The 18,957-nt window shown below is 68.7% G+C and carries 14 protein-coding genes and 1 pseudogene; 9 read left to right on the top strand and 6 right to left on the bottom strand.

Annotation, left to right across the window (positions count from 1 at the left end; translation table 11 throughout):
- Window positions 1-172 precede the first annotated feature (172 nt).
- Complete coding sequence (locus ACFOW4_RS16180; RefSeq protein WP_377528461.1) at window positions 173-1,648, top strand: tetratricopeptide repeat protein; 1,476 nt, start codon at window positions 173-175, stop codon at window positions 1,646-1,648.
- A gap of 23 nt (window positions 1,649-1,671) precedes the next feature.
- On the opposite strand, the gene ACFOW4_RS16185 is transcribed toward ACFOW4_RS16180, so the two are convergent.
- The 4 genes from ACFOW4_RS16185 to ACFOW4_RS16200 all read right to left on the bottom strand — a co-directional run bounded on the left by ACFOW4_RS16185 (window position 1,672) and on the right by ACFOW4_RS16200 (window position 4,691).
- Window positions 1,672-2,328, bottom strand: coding sequence for a hypothetical protein (locus tag ACFOW4_RS16185; RefSeq protein ID WP_377528463.1), 657 nt, complete (start codon window positions 2,326-2,328; stop codon window positions 1,672-1,674).
- Between the two features lie 935 nt (window positions 2,329-3,263).
- Entirely contained in the window at window positions 3,264-3,734 is a 471-nt protein-coding gene (locus ACFOW4_RS16190) for a GNAT family N-acetyltransferase (RefSeq protein ID WP_377528465.1), read from the bottom strand.
- 226 nt (window positions 3,735-3,960) lie between these two features.
- A complete protein-coding gene (locus tag ACFOW4_RS16195) occupies window positions 3,961-4,242 on the bottom strand; it encodes a hypothetical protein (RefSeq protein ID WP_377528467.1) in 282 nt (93 codons plus the stop codon).
- Between the two features lie 245 nt (window positions 4,243-4,487).
- Window positions 4,488-4,691 carry a cold-shock protein gene (locus tag ACFOW4_RS16200; protein ID WP_013283833.1) on the bottom strand — a complete coding sequence of 68 codons (204 nt, stop codon included), beginning with the start codon at window positions 4,689-4,691 and terminating at the stop codon, window positions 4,488-4,490.
- 710 nt (window positions 4,692-5,401) lie between these two features.
- Between ACFOW4_RS16200 and ACFOW4_RS16205 the strand changes: the two genes are divergently transcribed.
- The 4 genes from ACFOW4_RS16205 (at window position 5,402) to ACFOW4_RS16220 (ending at window position 10,963) form a co-directional block, all read left to right on the top strand.
- Window positions 5,402-7,891 carry a glycoside hydrolase family 97 catalytic domain-containing protein gene (locus tag ACFOW4_RS16205; protein WP_377528470.1) on the top strand — a complete coding sequence of 830 codons (2,490 nt, stop codon included), beginning with the start codon at window positions 5,402-5,404 and terminating at the stop codon, window positions 7,889-7,891.
- Between the two features lie 63 nt (window positions 7,892-7,954).
- The gene (locus ACFOW4_RS16210) at window positions 7,955-9,166 is read left to right on the top strand and encodes an ABC transporter substrate-binding protein (protein WP_377528472.1); all 1,212 of its coding nucleotides are present in this window, start codon (window positions 7,955-7,957) and stop codon (window positions 9,164-9,166) included.
- The gene (locus tag ACFOW4_RS16215; protein ID WP_377528474.1) at window positions 9,163-10,095 is read left to right on the top strand and encodes a carbohydrate ABC transporter permease; all 933 of its coding nucleotides are present in this window, start codon (window positions 9,163-9,165) and stop codon (window positions 10,093-10,095) included. The genes ACFOW4_RS16210 and ACFOW4_RS16215 overlap by 4 nt, the downstream gene beginning before the upstream one ends.
- Before the next feature lie 106 nt (window positions 10,096-10,201).
- Window positions 10,202-10,963, top strand: coding sequence for a carbohydrate ABC transporter permease (locus ACFOW4_RS16220; protein ID WP_377528476.1), 762 nt, complete (start codon window positions 10,202-10,204; stop codon window positions 10,961-10,963).
- 129 nt (window positions 10,964-11,092) lie between these two features.
- Here ACFOW4_RS16220 and ACFOW4_RS16225 read toward each other — a convergent pair whose 3' ends face one another.
- Window positions 11,093-12,274 (bottom strand): helix-turn-helix domain-containing protein, encoded by a 1,182-nt coding sequence (locus ACFOW4_RS16225; RefSeq protein WP_377528478.1) that lies wholly within the window; start codon window positions 12,272-12,274, stop codon window positions 11,093-11,095.
- A 788-nt stretch (window positions 12,275-13,062) separates the two neighbouring features.
- Between ACFOW4_RS16225 and ACFOW4_RS16230 the strand changes: the two genes are divergently transcribed.
- Together ACFOW4_RS16230 and ACFOW4_RS16235 are read left to right on the top strand one after the other, a co-directional pair.
- Window positions 13,063-15,384 (top strand): M14 family metallopeptidase, encoded by a 2,322-nt coding sequence (locus ACFOW4_RS16230; RefSeq protein WP_377528480.1) that lies wholly within the window; start codon window positions 13,063-13,065, stop codon window positions 15,382-15,384.
- 404 nt (window positions 15,385-15,788) lie between these two features.
- A complete protein-coding gene (locus ACFOW4_RS16235; protein ID WP_377528482.1) occupies window positions 15,789-16,292 on the top strand; it encodes a hypothetical protein in 504 nt (167 codons plus the stop codon).
- A 47-nt stretch (window positions 16,293-16,339) separates the two neighbouring features.
- Here ACFOW4_RS16235 and ACFOW4_RS16240 read toward each other — a convergent pair.
- Window positions 16,340-16,747: pseudogene (locus ACFOW4_RS16240) on the bottom strand (hypothetical protein); the annotation flags it as partial.
- 866 nt (window positions 16,748-17,613) lie between these two features.
- On the opposite strand from ACFOW4_RS16240, the gene ACFOW4_RS16245 reads away from it, so the two are divergent.
- Window positions 17,614-18,519 (top strand): hypothetical protein, encoded by a 906-nt coding sequence (locus ACFOW4_RS16245; protein ID WP_377528484.1) that lies wholly within the window; start codon window positions 17,614-17,616, stop codon window positions 18,517-18,519.
- Between the two features lie 7 nt (window positions 18,520-18,526).
- Complete coding sequence (locus tag ACFOW4_RS16250; RefSeq protein WP_377528486.1) at window positions 18,527-18,895, top strand: dihydrofolate reductase family protein; 369 nt, start codon at window positions 18,527-18,529, stop codon at window positions 18,893-18,895.
- The last annotated feature ends 62 nt before the right edge of the window (window positions 18,896-18,957 follow it).

Consider the following 18,957-nt stretch of genomic DNA (forward strand, 5'->3'; position numbering starts at 1 on the left):
GCGGTCTCGGGCCCAGTAGCGCGCTGCCGGCGCTTCATGACACTGAACGTCCACACATCGGCAGTTCCGGAAGTTCGTGATCATGGTCGGTTGATGGCGCCGGGGCGGGGCCTCGTGCGAGGTCACCCCGGGGGTGCGCGAACGTCAGTAGGCGGCCCTAAGCTTGCGGATCGTGACGACACCCCTCACTCCGGTCGAGTTGGCCTTCGCGCTGTTGCGGGAGGGCCGCTTGGGCGACGCCGAGAACCTCATGACGCGCGAGCTGCAGGCCGTCGCGAACAAGCATGGTCACGGCAGCCCGCAATGGGCCTCGGCCCAGTGCGACCTCGGCAACGTGCTGCTCAACGCCGACCAACTCGACCGCGCGATCGAGTGCTTCGGCCGCGCCGTTTCCGCGGTGCCACACGACCACGAGTCCCGCAAGGACCAGTTGACCTACCGGCTCAATCTGGGCTTGGCGCTGCGCATGGCCGGACGACTCGACGAGGCCGAGACGGAGTTGCGCCAGGGCGTCCAGGAGCGGCTCGCCTTCTACGGTCGCGAGCATGCCGGGTACGCGTTCGGCCTCGAACCGCTGGCGGACCTGCTGCGGCAACGTGGCGACGTGGCAGGTGCCCGGCAGGTCGTCGAGGAGGCGGTTGCCAACCTGTGGCGCAACGGGCACGAGCAGGTGGCTTCCGCGTTGGCGCTGCGAGCGGCGATCGTGCAGGCAGGTGGAACCGGCGAGCCGCTCTTCGTGGGCCTGCACCAACTGCCGGACGAGGTCGTCGAGCAGGTCGGGCGGGTCGTGATCCAGCTGCTGGACCACGACGATCGGGCATCCAAGCCCCTGCTCACCTCCCTGGTCGCGGCTTTGGAGGAGCGGCTCGGCGTTGACCACCAGGCGACGCTCAACGCCCTGTCCGCGCTGGCGAACCTCGGCCGCGATCTCGGTGACCAGGCGGGGCGAATCGAGGCCATCGAGCGCGTGCTCGCGTCCTACGATCGCCAGGGCCGGCAGGAGGAGGCGTTGATGGCGGCGCTCGGCTTGGCGATGGCCCAGGATGAGGCCGGCGATACCCAGGCGGCGCTGCGCACGTACGCCGCGGCGGACGCGAGGGCGCAGCGCATCGGTCGTCCGGAGCTACGGAGTCAGGTGCAACGCAACTGGGGTCTCGCGCTGAAGGAGGCCGGCCAGGTGGGCCTGGCGGAGCAACGGCTGACCGAGGCGGTGAACCAGGCGCGCCGCAGCACCGACCATGACATGGTCGGGCGGGCCTGCATCGCACTCGGCCTGTTCCTGCAGCACGAGGAACGGCTGCCGGAGGCCCGCACGGTCCTGGAGGAGGGCCTGAGCGTCATGGATCCCGTAGATCGGGACGCGATCATCGGCCGCAGCCACCTCGGTGCGGTCCTGGACGGCCGCACCTGCGGCTGCGGCGACATGGCGGGCACGGTCGCCGACGCGTTCCGCGAGTTCGTCATCACAAGGGTTCCCGCAGACCTGCTCGACCGTCTGGACGTGGCGATCGTGGACGGCGACTTCAAGATCGAGGTCGGGTTGCGGCGAGAACCGACCGAGTCCGAGCTCGAGCGGCTCAACGACGTCTTCCGGACCGCTCACGCGGAGTTCCGCCGCCGGATCAGCGAACCCCGCTACGCCGGCTGACCGCCCGACGGCCGTTCATACGTTCAGGGCTGCTCGGGCAGGAACGGCGCGAAGTGCTCGGCCACCAGGTCGGCCACGGCTTCGGCGTCACGGGAGCCGTCGACCTCGATGACGGGGACCCCCAAGCGGTGCGCGTTGCGGACCGCGTCTGCGGAGATCAACCGATCTCGCTCGACGCGGTTGCGTTGAGCGAGTTGCGGGTCGCTGACCTGGTGCCCGATGGTGCCTGCACGGGGCAGCCGGGCGACCTGGCGTTGCCGGAACTCCTCGGTCGCGATCATGACCACCATCCGGCCGATGGAGCCGGCGACCGGCGCGACCAGTTCTGGGCGTAGCCCCCAGCCCTCAGCGAGGATGGGCCGAGGGGAGACGAGGGCACGCAGGTCGTCTTGCACCCACTGGAATCGGTCCGCGAAGTTGGCGATGACCCGATCGGCCATTTCCTCTGGTGTTGCTTGGATCCAGACTGCCTCCCAGTCCGGTTCGATTGGGGACTCGCCGCGACGGACCCGCTGTGCTGTTCGCCGATCATCATGGCCGCGAGCGTCGTGATAGTCGTAGTGGTAATGGGTGAGGCCGTATCGGTCAGCGAGAATGCCGGCGACAGTGGATTTACCGGCCCACTGGCCGCCTCCGATCCACAGGGCGCGTTGGAGCGTGGTGACGGGGTCCCATTTCATGTGTCACAGCGTGGAACCAGCGTGTCACAAGATCAAGTCTTGTTCTTCGTCCAAGGACCTGATTATCTGAAGATGGGCCGGGCGCACTTGTCGTCAGGTGACGGAGGAGCCGGCATCGCGACCTGCCACGCCAGCGATATCCGTGAGCGCTGAATCCTGGATGACCTTTCATCGGCAAAGCCGCGAGCGCTGGCTATGTCCCAGCGGCCATGTAGGCGGCGAGGATGCAGTTGCGGTGGCGTTCGAGGTCTCTTGCGGGCTCGGTCGTAGCGCATGGAGAGGTACTCATACATCACAGTGCGTCACCGCCGACGATGAGCGCCAGCCCACCCGGAGCGGCATGCGCGGGTACGCCGTCCAGATGCGGGCCTGTCCTACCGTGATGACATGCAGTGGTATCTCTTGCTCGCTGGCATCGGGCTCGCAACGGGCATGACGGTCCTGATCTTCAAGCGCAGACGTCGTCGGCCACAGAGCGTCGAGGAAAAGGCGGCTGCCGCGCGAGCCGCCATGCGATCCATACGTCGTGACTCGCCGCGCTCTGGTCGCGATATCTTCCAGCGGGGCCGAGGCGTTCCCGACCGGCACTCCGCCGCCATCGCGGAGAACGCTGCCTATGGAGACGCTGCGAACTTCGATACTGGCGGTGGCGGAGGGGGAACGGACTAGACCCCCCGTCACCCGCCCAGCCGTGCTTGCCAGACTGCCTGACGCACCATCCTCGGCACGGCCGTTACACCTGCCGCCCGGGCACCCGATCTCGCTCCGTAGCGCCCGATCGGCGGCGTGTTCGGAGAGGGTTGCGGCGGAGGTCACCAGCGATGCTGCGCTCAGGTTGACGGTCAACGCCACGATGGGTCCGCCCACGGCAGCCACAGCGAGCGCGACACAGAGCGCGGTCCATTGGACGTGCGACGTCGCGAGGGAGCAGAGCTTTAGCGGGCGGGCACCGGCTCGGACGACGGCCGCCACTCCCGCCTGATCAGCCCGTACACCCAGGAGTCAGAGACCTCGCCGTTCACGACGCAGTCCTCTCGCAACGTCCCTTCACGCACGAATCCGAGCTTCTCCAGCACGCGAGCGGATGCCACGTTGCGCGTATCGGTCTCCGCCTGGACTCGATTCAGGTCCAGCGTGTCGAATGCCCACCGCAGCAGAGCGCGCGCGGCCTCCGTCGCGTAGCCCTGGCCCCATGCCGCATCGACGAAGCAGTAGCCCAGCGCCGCGCTGCGGTAGTCCGGATTCCACCGGGTCAGACTGCACCAGCCGATGAACGCCCGGTCGCAGCCACGATCCACGGCCGGCCGCGCCCCGGTGCCTGCCTCTGCCATCTGCCGGCAAGCCGTGATGAACCGCTCGGCACGCACGCGATCGCTCCACGGCGGAGCGTCCCAGTAGCGCAGCACGTAGGCGCTGCTGTGCAGCGCGAAGAGGTCGTCCGCATCCGCGTCGCCGAACGGCGCAGTCGAAGGCGAGCGGTGTGCAACGTGGGGGCGGGCAGCGACATGCGCGTCATGGTCCCTCCCGTGATTGGTGGCCGATCAACCAGACATCCGATGCCGGCCACTCGCAACGGGTTTGCAGGGTGACCGCGTCGCGGTGGCGTTGGAGCGGCGGCCGTGCGGCGCACGATCAGAATGGTGCGGGGCCGCGGCCCGCCAACGACATCAACACCTGCGTGGCGAGTAGCTTGCGTATGCCGGTGACGGCGACTGTCCCCGTCCGATCGTAGGGCAGTTCCAATTGCAGCCCCTCGACTGCATTGCGAAGGTCTGTCGTGATCTCGTCCGGACGGAACGTGCCGCCCCAGCCGTTGAGTCCTCCGCGCTGGTTGGTACTGAGGGTAGCCATGCCGGATATGCATGCGCCGTCGACCAGGATCAGCCTCGCAGGACCCGAGTAGGTCGTCGTCATAGTCATCAACCCTTCAGGATGTAACGCCGCGCACCCGGTCCCGGCTGTCTGGCAGTCGGCCCGGTCAGACTAGCGCCCGAGGTCCGAATTGATCCATAGAGGAGAACACGGGGGCAATGCTGAGCTGGCTCCACACCGGAGTGGCCGGCCTTCTACCTCAGACGATTTTCGCGATGCCGTGGTGAGCGCATGAAACGCCGAACGGCGGCCCGCTGAACCAGTCGGGCCGCCGTTCGCAGTGTGGATCAGAGCGGGCGGATGTTCTCCGCCTGCGGGCCCTTCTGGCCCTGGGTGATGTCGAACTCCACCTTCTGGTTCTCGTCGAGGCTGCGGAAGCCGCTCGCCGAGATTGCAGAGAAGTGGGCGAAGACGTCGGCGCCGCCGTCGTCCGGGCTGATGAAGCCGAAGCCCTTGTCGGCGTTGAACCACTTCACGGTACCTGTAGTCATGTCTGCTCCTTCGCAGGCTGTTAGAGACCGCACTCTGCGGACCCTTACGCCGCCGCGTTGATCACCCGCGTCGAAACGACACGAAAAACGAAAAGCGCCTGGATGGGTTTCAGATGCCCCATCAGGCGCCGGAAAACGTCTAAGGAAATCAAAACTGCAACTCGGTTACCGTAGCACATGATCTGTCGTCGATCCCATGGCGGCGAGTGGACCTGGTCACTCGTCTACGTGCCGCGCCGCGTCGACGGCACGTTGACCGCTTCACGGTGGGCTGGTTGCAACACTGAGAAGTAGCAGCGACCCCGAGAATCGGCAGGTCGCGCCTGGTGTGGCGTGAATTCTGGTCGGGCGCCGTCAGGCCGAGTGGCCACGATGTCCGTCCACACGGGCTCGGCGTGGGCACCTGCGGAAGCGCGCTGCCCGACCTGACCGGTCAACGGTGCGCACCGTGCGATGCCACCGACACGGCCCGGCCGCCTCAGCGGAACCTCGTCGGACGACGTGCGTCGACCGGATCATCGTCGTGCGCCGATCGTCCCTTTCGAGGGGGCTATGGGCGGTGTCTCGCTGCGGCACGGCTCTCTCAGACAGAAGCGAATCGTCCAGGCTTCGCGTTCGAATGAACCTTGCCGGCGGGCTGCCGCCAACCTAGCGTCGGAACCCGCCGTGCTGGGGATCCGCCCGCTCGGCCCCCACGGCACGGAGACGATGTGGTCAACGAGATCGGCCCGACGGCGCTGCCCGAGCGCGTCGAGCCCGAGGTGAAGACGCGAGCGGACGGCGTCGTCCTGCGTGTGCGACGCGACGGACGAACCGTCCTCGACGGGGTCCGGCTGGGCATCCGCGTCGGCGGCGTCGACCTGGACGTCGGTTCGGTCCTCCTGCGCTCCCGCGAGCGCGAAATCACCGACGAGTGGACCGCCCGGTCCGGCAAGGCGACGGGAACCCACCGGTACGCGCACCTCGAGACGATCCACGAACTGCGCCACGCGAGTGGCCTCGAATGGCAGATCCATGTCAGGGCCAGCGTGGACGGGGTGGCCGTCCGCTACGTGCTCGCCCGCTTGGAGGGCCACGGCCGCCTCGACGCCGACCGCACCCGGCTCACCTTCGAACCCGACGCCCGGGTGTGGGCGCTGGTATACCAGACCTGGTACGAGACGCCACGCTTCGGCACCGACGTCGCCGAGTTGTCACCCGGCGCCTACGGGTTCCCGCTTCTCGTCCGTTCGCCCCGGGCCGGGGTGCATCTCCTGCTCACCGAGGCGGCGATCGACGGCCGTTTCAGCGGCGCCCACGCCGAGATCCGCGATGGGGGCGAGGCGCGGTTCACGCTGGCCGACGAGTCGGTCGAGATCACGCGCGGTCCCGTGACCCCCTGGCGGGTGTTCATGATCGGCGACCTTGCCGCGATCGTCGAGAGCCGCTTCGTCGACGAGTTGGCGCCCGCACCCGACCCGTCGGCCGACGCGCGGTGGGTGCGTCCGGGGCGCGCCGCGTGGTCGTGGTGGTCGGACTTCTACTCCGGTGCTCAGCTGCACCGGCAGCGGCACTTCGTCGACGTCGCCGCGCGCCTCGGCTGGGAGCACCTGCTCATCGACTGCGGCTGGGACGAGACGTGGGTACCCGAGATCGTGGCCTACGCGAGCCGCCGCGGCATCCAGGTGCACCTGTGGGCGGTCTGGCACGACCTCGACGGGCCGCAGAACCTGGCGAAGCTCGCCCTGTGGCGGTCCTGGGGAGTCGCCGGCATCAAGGTCGACTTCATGGAATCCGAGTCGAAGGAACGCTACCGCTGGTACGACACGATCCTCACCGAGACGGCCCGGCTCGGTCTGCATGTGAACTTCCACGGCTCGGTCATCCCGCGCGGTTGGGCGCGAACCTGGCCGCAGGTCATCGGCTACGAAGCTATTCGCGGCAGTGAGTACTACGTCTTCTACCAGGGGACGCCCCTGACCGCCGCGCACAACGTGATCCAGCCGTTCACCCGCAACGTGGTCGGGGCAATGGACTACACGCCGGTCGCGTTCGGCGCGCCGGGGCGGACCACGAGCGACGGCCACGAGCTGGCGCTCAGCGTCGCGTTCGAGTGCGGCATCACCCACTTCGCTGACGACGTCGACGCCTACCTCGCCAGGCCGGACGCCGCGCGGTTCCTCGCGGAACTCGCGCCGGTGTGGGACGAGACGATGCTGCTCGCCGGTGACCCCGACCACGAGGCCGTCGTCGCCCGCCGATCCGGCGACCGCTGGTTCATCGGCGGCATCGCCACCGGGCCGGCGCGCCGTCTCACCGTCCCGCTCGACCGGCTGGCGCTCGGGCCGGCCGACGTGTGGATCGTCGGCGACGGCGCCGAGGGCGGCCTGGCCTCCCACCGGCGTCCCGTCGACGACAAGCTGGTCGTCGAGGTGGCGGACAACGGCGGCTTCGTCGCCGTCGTCGCCGCCCGCGGCGCCCGGCTGCACCGAGCCGTCGAGCGGCCCGAGCAGGCCGCCCCGCGGGTGGACCCGCCTGTCCAACTGCTCGGCCCGGACGGCGCGGCCGTCCTGCGGACCGACGGGCGCCTGCGGCTACCGCCCGGCTGGTCGGCGGAACACCTCGACGGTGACTTCTGGAAAGTCTGTGCGCCCCCCGCCCTGGCACCCGGTCGGGCCGGCGTGGTCACGGTCGAGACGCCGGGCGAGGACGGCATCCCGGTGGTGGCGCACGCCCGCCTGTTCCGACCCCTGACGCCCGGGTCCCATCGCCTGTCGGCGCTGACCATGGTCGCGTTCGACAACGAGAGCGGCCCGATCGAACGCGACCAGAGCAACGGTGGCGGCAACCCGGGCGACGGCCGCCGCATGAGTATCGCGGGCACGGAGTTCCACGACGGGCTCGGCGCGTCCACGCCGTCGCGGATCGAGCTCTACCTGGGCGGTTCGGTCGACCGCTTCACCGCCCGCATCGGTGTCGACGACGAAACCCCCGGCACCGCCGCCCGCATGAGCGTGCACGCCGACGGGGTCGAGCTGTTCAGCACCGACGTCCGCTCAGGCGAACCTCCGCGCGACATCGACGTCGGCATCCCCGGCGCCGCCACGCTGAGCCTGCGCGCGGACACCCTGCCCCACCACCCGGAGCCGGCCCATGTCGACTGGGCATCGGGCCGCCTCCACCTCCACCACGACACCGCCACCACCCCGGCCGAGCACTGAAGCTCGGCCACCCACCAAGGAGAAACCATGCGATACGGCAAGAGATGGATCGCGGCCGCGGCCGTGCTGGCCGCGCTCGCCGCGACCGGCTGCAGCGGCAGCGGCGGGAAAGACGGCAAGGTCACCTTGAGCTACGCGACCTGGAGTGACGACCAGAAGCCGGCCATGGAGGCGATCGCCAAGGCCTTCGAGGACAAGCACCCCAACATCGATGTCCAGGTGCAGGTCCTGCCGTGGCCCGAATACTGGTCCACCCTGCAGGTCGGCGCCGCGGGACGCACCGCACCCGACGCGTTCTGGATGCTCGCCGACCAGTTCCCCGCCTACGCCAAGGGCAACCAGTTGCTCGACATCACCAGCGCGGTCAAGACGGCGGGCGTCGACCTGGCCGCGTACCCGAAGGCCGTCCTGGACCTGTACGACGTCGACGGCAAGCTTCTCGGCCTGCCGAAGGACTTCGACACGAACGGGATCTGGTTCAACAAGGCCCTCTTCGACAAGGCAGGCGTTGCCTACCCGGACGACAGCTGGACCTGGGACGACGCGCGTGCGGCCGCCCGCAAACTGACCAACCCCGCCGCCGGCGTGTGGGGCATCGCCGCCCCGATCGACCGCCAGGGCGGCTACTACAACAGCATCTACCAGGCTGGCGGCAAGGTGATCGGCGACGACGGCAAGGCCGCCATCGACAGCCCGGAGGCCATCTCCGGTCTGCAGTTCTGGGCCCAGATGCAGGCCGACGGCTTCTCGCCGACGCTCAAGCAGCTCTCGGACACCGAGGCGGTGCAGATGTTCATGGACCAGAAGGTCGCCATGTACTTCTCCGGCTCCTTCTGGGCCCAGCGCCTCTACGGTGACCAGGCGCTACGGCCCCACGTCGGCGTCGCGCCGCTGCCGAAGGCGAAGCAGCGGGCCACGATGATCAGCGGCATCCTCAACGCCGGATACGCCGGCACCAAGCACCCCAAGGAACTCGCCGAATTCCTCATCTTCGCCAGCGGTAAGGACGCGGCTGTCATCCAGGCCAAGAGCGGCGCGGTGCTGCCCGCGTATCAGGGCACCCAGCAGGGCTGGCTCGACGCGATGCCCGAGTTCAACCTCAAGGTCTTCGTCGACGCCGTCGACTACTCCGTGCCGCTGCCGATCGCCGGTGACGCCGCCAAGTGGACCGGCCTCGAAACTCAGTACCTCGCCCCGGCGTGGGAAGGCAAGCAGAGCCCTGCCGACGCCGCCAAGGCCTACAACACAGCCATCAACGAGGTCCTTGCGCAGTGACCACCGATCTCACCAGCCCTCCCCTGCGGCAGCGCACGCGCCGCCGCAGGGGAGGGCTGCTGCCCTCACCCGGATGGGGCTACCTGATGATCGCCCCGGCGCTCATCGGCCTCGTCGCCCTGTACGTCTGGCCGTTCCTCACCACTTTCGGCAAGAGCTTCATGGACGTTCCGGCCTTCGGGCCCGGGACGTTCACCGGAGTCGACAACTACACCGAGCTGCTCGGCGACGGCCGCTTCTGGCAGGCGCTGCGCAACTCCGCGCTCTACACCGCGATCCTGCTGCTCGGCGTCCCCGCCGCGATCGTGCTCGCCGCGCTCATCGAGCAGGTCGGCCGCGGCCGCGCCTTCTACCGGGTCCTGTTCTTTCTGCCGGTCGTGACGCTGCCGGTCGCGGTCAGCATGGTGTGGCGCTTCATCTACAACGGCGACTTCGGCCTGCTGAACTACGTCCTGTCCCTGGTCGGCGTCCCTGGGCAGTACTGGGTCGCCGATGCGACCTTCACGATCTACGCGGTCGGTGCCGTCGGCATCTGGATGAGCCTCGGGATCAACCTCATCATCCTCGGAGCTGGACTCCAGTCGATCCCGCAGGATCTCTACGAGGCCTCCGCGCTCGACGGGGCGGGACGGGTCCGCCAGTTCTTCCGGATCACCCTGCCGCTGCTGTCGCCGAGCGTGTTTCTGGTGACCGTGCTGACCGTGATCTCCGCGCTGCAGATGTTCGACCTGATCTTCGTGATGCTCCGCAGCGTCAACAACACCGCGCTCGCCGACTCGAAGACCATCGTCTACCTCTTCTACGAGAAGGCCTTCGTGGAGTTCGACCAGGGCTACGGTGCGGCGATCGCGATCGTGCTGCTCATGGTGATCATGGCAGCGACCCTCGTCCAGTTCCGCCTGCAACGTCGGTGGGTGTTCTATGACTGATCAACTCCTGCGAAGCACGCGACTGGAGCGCGCAGCAGCCGGATCCAAGGCCTCGCGCCACGGCGAGTGGGTCATCCACGTCGTTCTCGCCGTCTCGGCAGTCGTCATGGTGGCGCCGTTCGTCTGGCAGCTGCTCACCGTCTTCAAGTCCAACCGCGAAGCCTCCCAGATGCCGCCGACGCTTCTGCCCGAGGACGCGACCACCGGCGCCTTCGCCACGTTCTTCGGCTCGGTACCGTTCTGGGCGCAGCTCACCGTCTCGGTGTCGGCGCTCGTACTGCGCGTGGCCGGGCAGCTCGCCGTCTCGGCGCTTGCCGGCTACGCATTCGCCCGGCTCCGGTTCCCCGGACGCAAGCTCCTGTTCGGGCTGTTCATCGCCATGCTCATGGTGCCCAGTCAGCTGTTCCTCATCGGGCAGTTCGAGATCATCAGGGACCTCGGGATGCTCGACACCGTTCCCGCCCTGGCGATCCCGGGCATGTTCTCGGCCTTCGGGATCTTCCTGATGCGGCAGGCGTTCATGTCGATCCCCGCCGGGTTCGAAGAGGCCGCCCGACTCGACGGTGCCGGACCCCTGCGGACGTTCTGGTACATCATGCTCCCCATGGCCCGCCCGACCATGGCGGCGCTGGCCGTCCTCACATCGCTCTACTCCTGGAACGACCTGCTCTGGCCGCTCATCGTGACCCCGCGCGGCGACAAGCGCCCGATCACCGTCGGCCTGGCCGGACTCCAGGGCCAGTTCGGAACCGACTACCCGACCCTCATGGCCGGCGCTCTCGTCGCGTCGCTGCCGCTCATCCTCATCTTCCTGGCGCTCCAGCGGCAGTTCTTCTCCGGCATCGCCAGCAGCGGCTTGAAGGGCTGAACCACTGTCGGGCTGCGCCGGACCCCGTCGACGACCGGGGTTGGGTGGTTCGTCCGGATGCCACGCCGGTATCCGGACGAACCCCGGCCGCACCGGACCCCCGCTCGCAATCCCACAGAGCAGGTGCGGTCACACCTCGAAGGCGGTGTCGGCGACCTCGTAGCCGGCATAGCGGCGGCGGAAACCGCTCGGGCTCATCCCGTGGTGCTTGCGAAAGACCCGCGAGAAGTAGAAGGCGTCGTCGAAGCCGATCTCGGACGCGATCTCGGTGACCGTCGCACCGGTCGTGTCGAGCAGTTGCCGTGCCCTGGCCATCCGCAGCGCCGTGTGGTGAGCCAACACCCCGCCTCCGGTCGCCCTGCGGAACAGGGTGCTCAGATGCGACGGTGAGACCCCCACCAGCCGCGCCAGCTCGGGCACCTTCACCTGGGCGTCGAGCCGCTCGGCCAGGTAGCTCATTGCGCGCTGCAGCGGGTCCCCCGGCTCGGGAAGCAGTCGGTCGACGCTGATCTGCGTCAGCAGCTTCCACGCGGTCCCCGCCGCGCCCAGCAGGCGGATGGGTGACTGGTCGCGCTCGAGGCAGGTGACGATCTCGTCTAGCAGCGCCACCGCCCGACCGATGGCCCGCACCGGCACCACGGGCCGCTCAATCGTGGCCTCCATGCAGTCGGCGAGCTTCGACACGTCCGACCCCATCAGATGCGCCCACCAGATCGTCCAGGGATCGCGCTCGTCGGCACCGTACTCGTGCGGGATGCCACGGGGGATGACCAGCGCCTGCCAAGCCCCGATCCGATGCACGCCCGACCCGACGCGCGCCCAGCCCGAGCCGGAGGCACACACGATCAGCAACACCTCGGGCGTGCCCCGAGGGCGTTGCATCCGGTGGTCGGCGGCGTCCGGGTAGTATCCGGCGTCGGTGACGAGAAGGCGCCCGGTGATCGGGCGCCGCAGCGCCTCGGCGACGAGCGGACGGGGCACCGAGGCCAACCGCTGCCCTCGAAATCCCTCCTGGAGCGGCACCGGTCTATCGTGCGCGGTCAGCAGCGGATTGTCCATGCCTCGGGCCTTCCAATCCGCCGCGTCCTGCTGCGTCTGCGACGGTCGCGGTGGCTGGACGCGGCCGTGGAAAGGCGGGACAAAGTCCTCGAAACGGGGACCGAGGTGCGCGACAAGGTCCTCGACACTGGAACCGAGGTGAAGGACAAGGTTCTGGAGACCGGGGCGGAGGGCGTAGGTGTCGCCAGTCGTTTCGGTGTGGGGGCCTTCGGCCGGGCCAGATCGATGATGGGCAAGGTCCGGCGAGATCACCGAGCGGGCGCAGCGCCGGCTCGGGAGTAAAGAGGAATCGGATCTGAACCACCCGTACGCGGCGATCGAGTAGCCGGCGATCGGGCTGAGGATGGTCTCGGTCGTGGCGGTGCCGGCGGGCCAGACTTCCGCTGATCACCAGAAGCAGGTCGAGCAGGTCGTCGACCGCACTGGCGGAAACGTCGTACAGCGTTGCCTCGCCATGCCTCCGCCACGTCGGCGACGCAGGGCAGCGCACCGCCCCGGGGGCGGAGAACCCCGCGACCATCTGTGGGCCTGGATCACTACCGCCACCGGCCCTGGTGAGCATCGGTGGCCACTCATCCGCCACCACCCGCCTCGCAGCCGACTACCGGCGCAGACCGAGCCGCCGGGCCTGCTGGAAGGACCTGCTCGTCCGCTCGCCTCAAGTAATGCTCAAATTCGATCGACGCGAACCGCCGCCTCCGAAAACGCACATAGGCTCACCGGACCCAGCTCGCTCACGGCCCCTCCGATCCTTCTCGCAACGGCAGCCATCGTCGTACCCCTGGGCTCAGCGCGCGCTCAGCGGGACCGTCCTGAATGGGGACACGACGCGCCGAGGGTCGGCGACCTCAACCACATCTCGCAAGCAGAAGGAGGGGACAATGCGACGCATACAACGGCGCATCGCGCTTCTCGCGCTGCCCGCACTGGTGGGCAGCGTCCTCGTCGCGAACGGACCCGCGAGCGCGGATCTCACGGCGTCGACCGCATCGGCCGGCTCCGGGCGATCCCAGCTCGAGGATCGAGAGCCTGTACAGCTCGTGCACATCAGGCTGACCGGCGCCGACATGCTGGACAAGGTGGTCGCCGCCGGGTTCGACCTCGAACACGGCCTCAAGCGCGTGCCGACCGGCATCGAAGGTGAGGCGGTGGTGACCGCCGAGCAGGTCGCCGAGCTGAAGGTGCTGGGCGTCGAGATCCTCCGCGACGACGCCGGCTTTGCCTGGAGCAACGAGGCCGACGGTGGCCTCGGCGCCGCCAGCGCCCGGGCGGTCCAGCCGTCGAACCACGAGGCGACCGTACGCATCGCCCGCGCCGACTGGTTCACCACAAAGGGCCAGGGCTTCCTCTACGTCGAGGCGCGGACCACCGATGGCCAGCAGGCCGACCCGATCGTCGGGATGCAGCTCGAGAACGACTCGGGCAAGGGCACCTCGTTCGGCTTCGCCCGGACGATGAGCCGGTTCGTCGACTCCGGCCAGTACATGTTCCACCGGAACCTGTTCAAGCTCGACGCACGCCCGAACCAGATCCGGGTCACCAGCTCCACCGGCGGCGTCACCACCGGCTACGTCTCCAACTGGCTCGAGGACGCCGCGCCGCCCCTGACGGCAGACCCGTCCTACAAGTCGGACTTCGTGGACGGCTACCGGCACCCGCAGCAGCTCTACAGCCGCGCCGAGGAGATCGCCCGTCAGTACCCGGACATCGCCGAGATCATCGACCTGCCGAACCAGACCAACGGCTACCAGCGCAAGGCGCAGGCCACGATCGGCGGTACGGGGCAGTCGGCGGTCGTCGTCAGCTCGGCGGCGTGGGGCCACGAAGGTGGCAACGACATCACCGTCGAGTTCGTGGACCGGCCGGGAGCGAACCTTCCGCTAGCGGTGGAGGTCGCGGGCAAGGCAGTCCGCGTCCTTCTCGCGAAGGACGCCTCCGGCGCCCTCGCGAGCACGGCGGCCCAGGTGGCGGCGGCACTCAAGACCCAGTCCCAGGGCCTCATCGACCGGGCGCACCCGTACCGCACCAACGCGGGTACCGGCGTCGTGGCGCCCACGTCCGGCCCGGTCGCGCTGACCGATTTCCTCGACCAGAAGCGCGCCGGCGCACCGGAGGGCGAAGTGCCGCGCGGCCCGGCAACGATCCCCGTCCTGCGGATCGGCAAGCACCGCGACGGCAAGAAGCCCGGTGTCCTGATCCAGGCGCAGGACCACGCCCGCGAGTGGGTGCCGGCGACGACCAGCCTGGAGGCTGCCGAGCGTCTGGTGCACAACTACAGGACCGATCGGGAGACGAAGGACATCGTCGACAACACCGACGTCTTCTTCATCCTCTCCAACAACCCCGACGGGGCGAACTACAGCTTCTACAACTTCGCCTCACAGCGGCGGAACATGACGAACCACTGCCCGGACGCGAACGCCGATCCGGGTCGGCGCAACTCCTGGGGCGTCGACCTGAACCGGAACTACCGGGTCGGGTCGGGTCACGACGGCTACGCGGGCGCGTCGACCAGTTGCGTCAGCGACACCTTCCAGGGGCCGGAGGAGCTGTCCGAGCCAGAGTCACAGAACATCATCTGGTTGGTTGAGAAGTACTCGAACATCAAGTTCATGATGTCGGTGCACTCCAACGGCGGCCAGCTGTTCTGGCAGCCGGGCGCCTACATCGCGGACGGCCGGATCACCACGCCGCGCCCGCCGCTGGGTGACGAGGCGTTCTACTGGCAGTCGGCCGCCCGGATCCTGTCGCAGGTCAAGGCGCACCGGGAGACCGTCGTCACGCCGGAGAACGTCGGCGGCTCGTCCGACGTCCTGTACTCCTCGGCCGGCAACGTGCGCGAGGATCTGTACCACACCTACGGGATCTACGCCTTCGGCTGGGAGGTCGGCGGCTCCGTCTACAACCCGGCCACCGGCAACTGGCAGGGCGGCTCCTTCCAGCCGGACTGGGTGGGCAATCCCGACCTCGTCAGCGGGCACGCGGAGACCATGGAGTACGCCAACGGGATCATGGAAATGTTCCGGGTAGCGGCAGACTGGGGCAGGGACAACCAGAACCCGACGTCCGAGCTGGTCCCCGGCACGGGGCAATACTCCGGGCCGGTCGACGTGCGCTTCGAGACCAACGAGCCGGCCACCATTTACTACACGACAGACGGTAGCCGGCCCACGCTCGAGTCGCCCCGCTACGCGGCGACCGAGTTCCGGGAGCCGGGGCAGGTGTTCCACGTGACCGAGACCACCACGTTCCGTTGGTTCTCCGTCGACAGCGCCGGCAACATCGAAAAGAACTACGACCCGACGAAGAGCGACAAGCGCGACAACTACCGCACGGCGACGATCACGATCGCCAACAGGTGACGCTCTTTCATTGATCATCGCCTCGTCGGTGCGGTCCACCCGCACCGACGAGGCGATGGTTGCGCAAGCCGGCCCGCGCCGCGCGTGCCCGGGAGGGCGCTCCATCAGAACCCTGCGCTGGCCGGACGTTCCCGCCTACCAACGGCCGATATCGTGGCCGGAGTGGAATCTGGCAGCGGAGCACCAGCAGCAGCGACAGCTCCCACAGCCAAACAGCCCGGCCGAAGCGAATGCTCCGCCCGGGCTGTTCCAGTCAGAGGCCCACACCGGCGAGGCACCCACCGCGGCGCCTCCTGTGCGGGCAATCCACTTCCCGCCGGTGGCGCCGCCGTCGCTGGTTACTCGGCCGGCAGGTGTGCCCCTAGAATCCCGGTGTCTCGAGACTCGACAGTTGGGAAGCTTCCGTGCGTCGCTGGCCGGCCGTCCTGACCCTGACCGTGCTGCTCGCCGGGTGCGGCACAGGCGAACAGGTCGACTCGCAAGCTCCAGCGCCGGTTTGGCAAAGCGCCGCGCCGACCACCCCGGCCGCGCTGACGGCTGCTGAGGCGAAGAGCCGCTACCTGGCGATCGTGGCCCCGTACAACACCGTGTTGGAAGAGCTGGAGGACGCGGTCAACGCCGGGAAGCCGTGGCGGACGGTCCGTACGCTGGCCGCCGACGTGGCCCGGACGAACGCGGCACACGCGGTTGAGCTGCGCGAGACGGTCTGGCCGGCAGAGGTCCGGGCGCCAATGGGCGCACTTCTCAAGGAGAACGACGTCGCGTTGCGGCATTGGCGGCGAGCCGGCGAAGCGGCGGACGCCGATGCGCTGATGCGGGAGATCCGCGCAGCAGCGGCGCACAGCGGAGCCAAGGAGGCCGGCAGGGTCCGCGCCGCGCTCGGGCTGCCCGCCTACCGGGAAGGCTGACCGCCTGCTGCCGGGTCCTGGTTTTCACCCTGCACGCCCCGCGCGTCCTGGGCGCGGTCGTCGATCACCGACTCGCCCCGCCGGGCGCCGACCGCCTCCTCGGCGGCCCGACCGCCAGTGCTCTCGTCACCCAGGTCCAGACTGCTGCGGGGCAGGCCGGACAACCCGGCCGGATCCTGCGTCGGCTGGTCGACGGCGGCGGCCGTCTGCGCGCCCGACCCGCCGGCCGACTCGCGGCGTCCGACGCCCTCAGCGCGGTACGTGCCCGAGGTCGGTGCGCCGCCCTGCTCGGCCAGGTTGGTGTCGACCGGCCGGCCAGTCGGCTCGGCCAGTCCGGCCCGGCGCAACATCTCGACCAGCTCGTCGTGCGGCATCCGGTCCGTATCCGGTATCCCCGCACCGCGCGCGATCGACCGCAGGGTCTTGAGGTCCTGATCCGCGAAGGTCTCGGCCATGCCGCTGGCTTCCCCCGTGCCGGGGACGGAAACCCCGGATCAGGCCCGCGCCGCCGACGTTACCGAACTCGCCCCAAGCGACTTGACCGCCGACCCGACACAGGTTCAACATGTCCGCCGGTCCCCCAAACGCAACACCGCCGTTCCTAAACTCGATCCGCACCGGGGCAGTCGTCGGCAACGCCAGCCTGGGCAGTGTGGGGTGTTCCCACCCCTGTCGGCGGCACCGACGTCGTGCCAGCCGCCAGGCCGTAGCGCGCCACGCTGACACGCTCAACCCCTTGGGGCGTAATGAATACGAGCGCGCGTGCCGCGTTACAGGGTCGTGCTGCCGCACCTCGGACGGGTTCATCTGGCCAGGACGACAACCAGCGTGGCGAGGGCCCCGAGCAGCAAGGTGGCTCCGCCGAAAATGAGGTACGGCCACCGCTCGCCGGAGCGCTGCGGCTGCGGCCGAAGAGGCTGGGTCGGCAGGTTCCATGCCGGACGTGCAGCCAAGTTGCGGCCGGGCCAGCGCGGCGGGGGGTTGCGGTGTCGAGTCAGCCATCGTGCAATGCCTCCGCCGCGCCCCGACCGATCAAACGAAAATGACCGCGACCGCGACCGCCCATCGGTGAATAGCCAGGGTCGTTTCGCTATCTGTAAACACGGACATGTCTCGGGTGAGTCTTTCCTAAAGGTCGCCTAGGTTGCGGCAAAGGTGTTGCCCCGTAAGGCTTTTGGGCCCCTCCGTCATCGGCAGGCGATGCCTGGTGGCATTTCCGCTGGTCAAGGGCCGCTTCTGCCTGATTGACCCTTGCGTGTGGCGCGGCTAGCGTCTGCCCCCGTTCAGCCCGGCCGCACCATCCGCCAACGAGGGAGATCAATTGCGCACGCTCAAGATGATCGGTGGCGCACTCGGCGCACTGACACTCAGCACCCTGATGCTGAGCGCCCCCGCTCAGGCCAAGCCCGGCGACCCGGTGTGGACGGCCAACGGGGCGTCCGCCATCACCGGCAAGAACGAGGTCACGCTCAAGGGGGCCAACACGTCCGTCGAGACCGCGAATCTCAACATGGAGATCGCGGCAGCCACTCCTGTCACGTTCCACTACGAGCTGGCCGACGGCGCGACGTGCAGCGCTGGCGCTCCCCGGGTCTACCTGGTCTTGAACGGCGTCAACACCAACTCCTGGGATCAGCTCATCGGTGGCAACACGCAGTGCGGTGAGGACGGCGATGTCTCCTTTACCGTCGCGACGCCCGGGACGATCAAGGAGGCCGGCGTCGTGTACGACAACGGCACCGCCGGCACCGTGGTGGTGAGCGACTTGCAGATCGGTGACGAACTGGTCAACTTCCGGGCTCGGGTGCCCGGCCCGCCGGAGCCGCGCGACTGCGAGGCGTACCTCTACACCGGCACGAAGCAGAACCTGTGCGCCGACTTCCCGAACCCGCCCGGCAAGGTCAACTGCTCCGACGTGAAGTACCGCGTCACCCTGGTCGACGTGAAGAACGACCCATGGGGTCTGGACGGCAACCAGGGCACGCCGGGTATCGGCTGCGAGTCCAACCCGCTGAAGCCCACGAAGCCCCCGAAGCCCACGCCGAAGCCCACAGCGACCGCCACGTACACGCCGGCACCTCCCGTTCCTGCGCCTGGCGCTGGCGGCGGTCTCCCGGTCACGGGTGCCAGCGGTGCGACCCTCGCTGGTATCGGCCTGGGCTCCCTGGTCCTTGGCCTTGGCGCGGTGCTCCTGGCGCGCCGTTGGAAGGCCCGCTTCGCGGCCTGACGACAAGATGGCCCCGGCCGCCCATGACTGGGTAGCCGGGGCCACTTCTTATGCACCGCGCTGTTTCTCCACCAGCCGCCGTGGACGCACAGCCCTATCCCGCCGCTGCGGCGCCTCGCGCACTCTGGCCGGGCCACTGCCGTGGGAGAACTCGTCGCTGCTGAAGGGCAACGCGGCTGATGCCGTGGCCGCGCTTAAGCGCGACGTCGAGGGCGACCTCGTCGTGCTTGGCAGCGGCGAACTGGTGCGGTCGCTCGCCAAGGCCGGCTTGGTCGATGTCTACACGCTGTCAATTCATCCACTCACGCTCGGCACGGGGACGAAGCTGTTCGCCGAGGGCGAGGACACCTACGCCACGATGCGGCTAGTGCTCTGACCACAAACGTTGGCCGGGTTGGTCGGGGTTGGGAAATGTCGTAGGGCTGGTGTTGGCTTCGG

The sequence above is a fragment of the Micromonospora sp. GCM10011542 genome, from assembly GCF_042650685.1.
GTDB lineage: Bacteria > Actinomycetota > Actinomycetes > Mycobacteriales > Micromonosporaceae > Micromonospora.

Coding starts and splice junctions, on each gene's coding strand:
- ACFOW4_RS16185 (WP_377528463.1), bottom strand. CDS start 2,328: ATGAAATGGGACCCCGTCACCACGCTCCAACGCGCCCTGTGGATCGGA.
- ACFOW4_RS16250 (WP_377528486.1), top strand. CDS start 18,527: ATGGCCCCGGCCGCCCATGACTGGGTAGCCGGGGCCACTTCTTATGCA.
- ACFOW4_RS16220 (WP_377528476.1), top strand. CDS start 10,202: ATGGTGGCGCCGTTCGTCTGGCAGCTGCTCACCGTCTTCAAGTCCAAC.
- ACFOW4_RS16200 (WP_013283833.1), bottom strand. CDS start 4,691: ATGACTACAGGTACCGTGAAGTGGTTCAACGCCGACAAGGGCTTCGGC.
- ACFOW4_RS16195 (WP_377528467.1), bottom strand. CDS start 4,242: ATGACGACGACCTACTCGGGTCCTGCGAGGCTGATCCTGGTCGACGGC.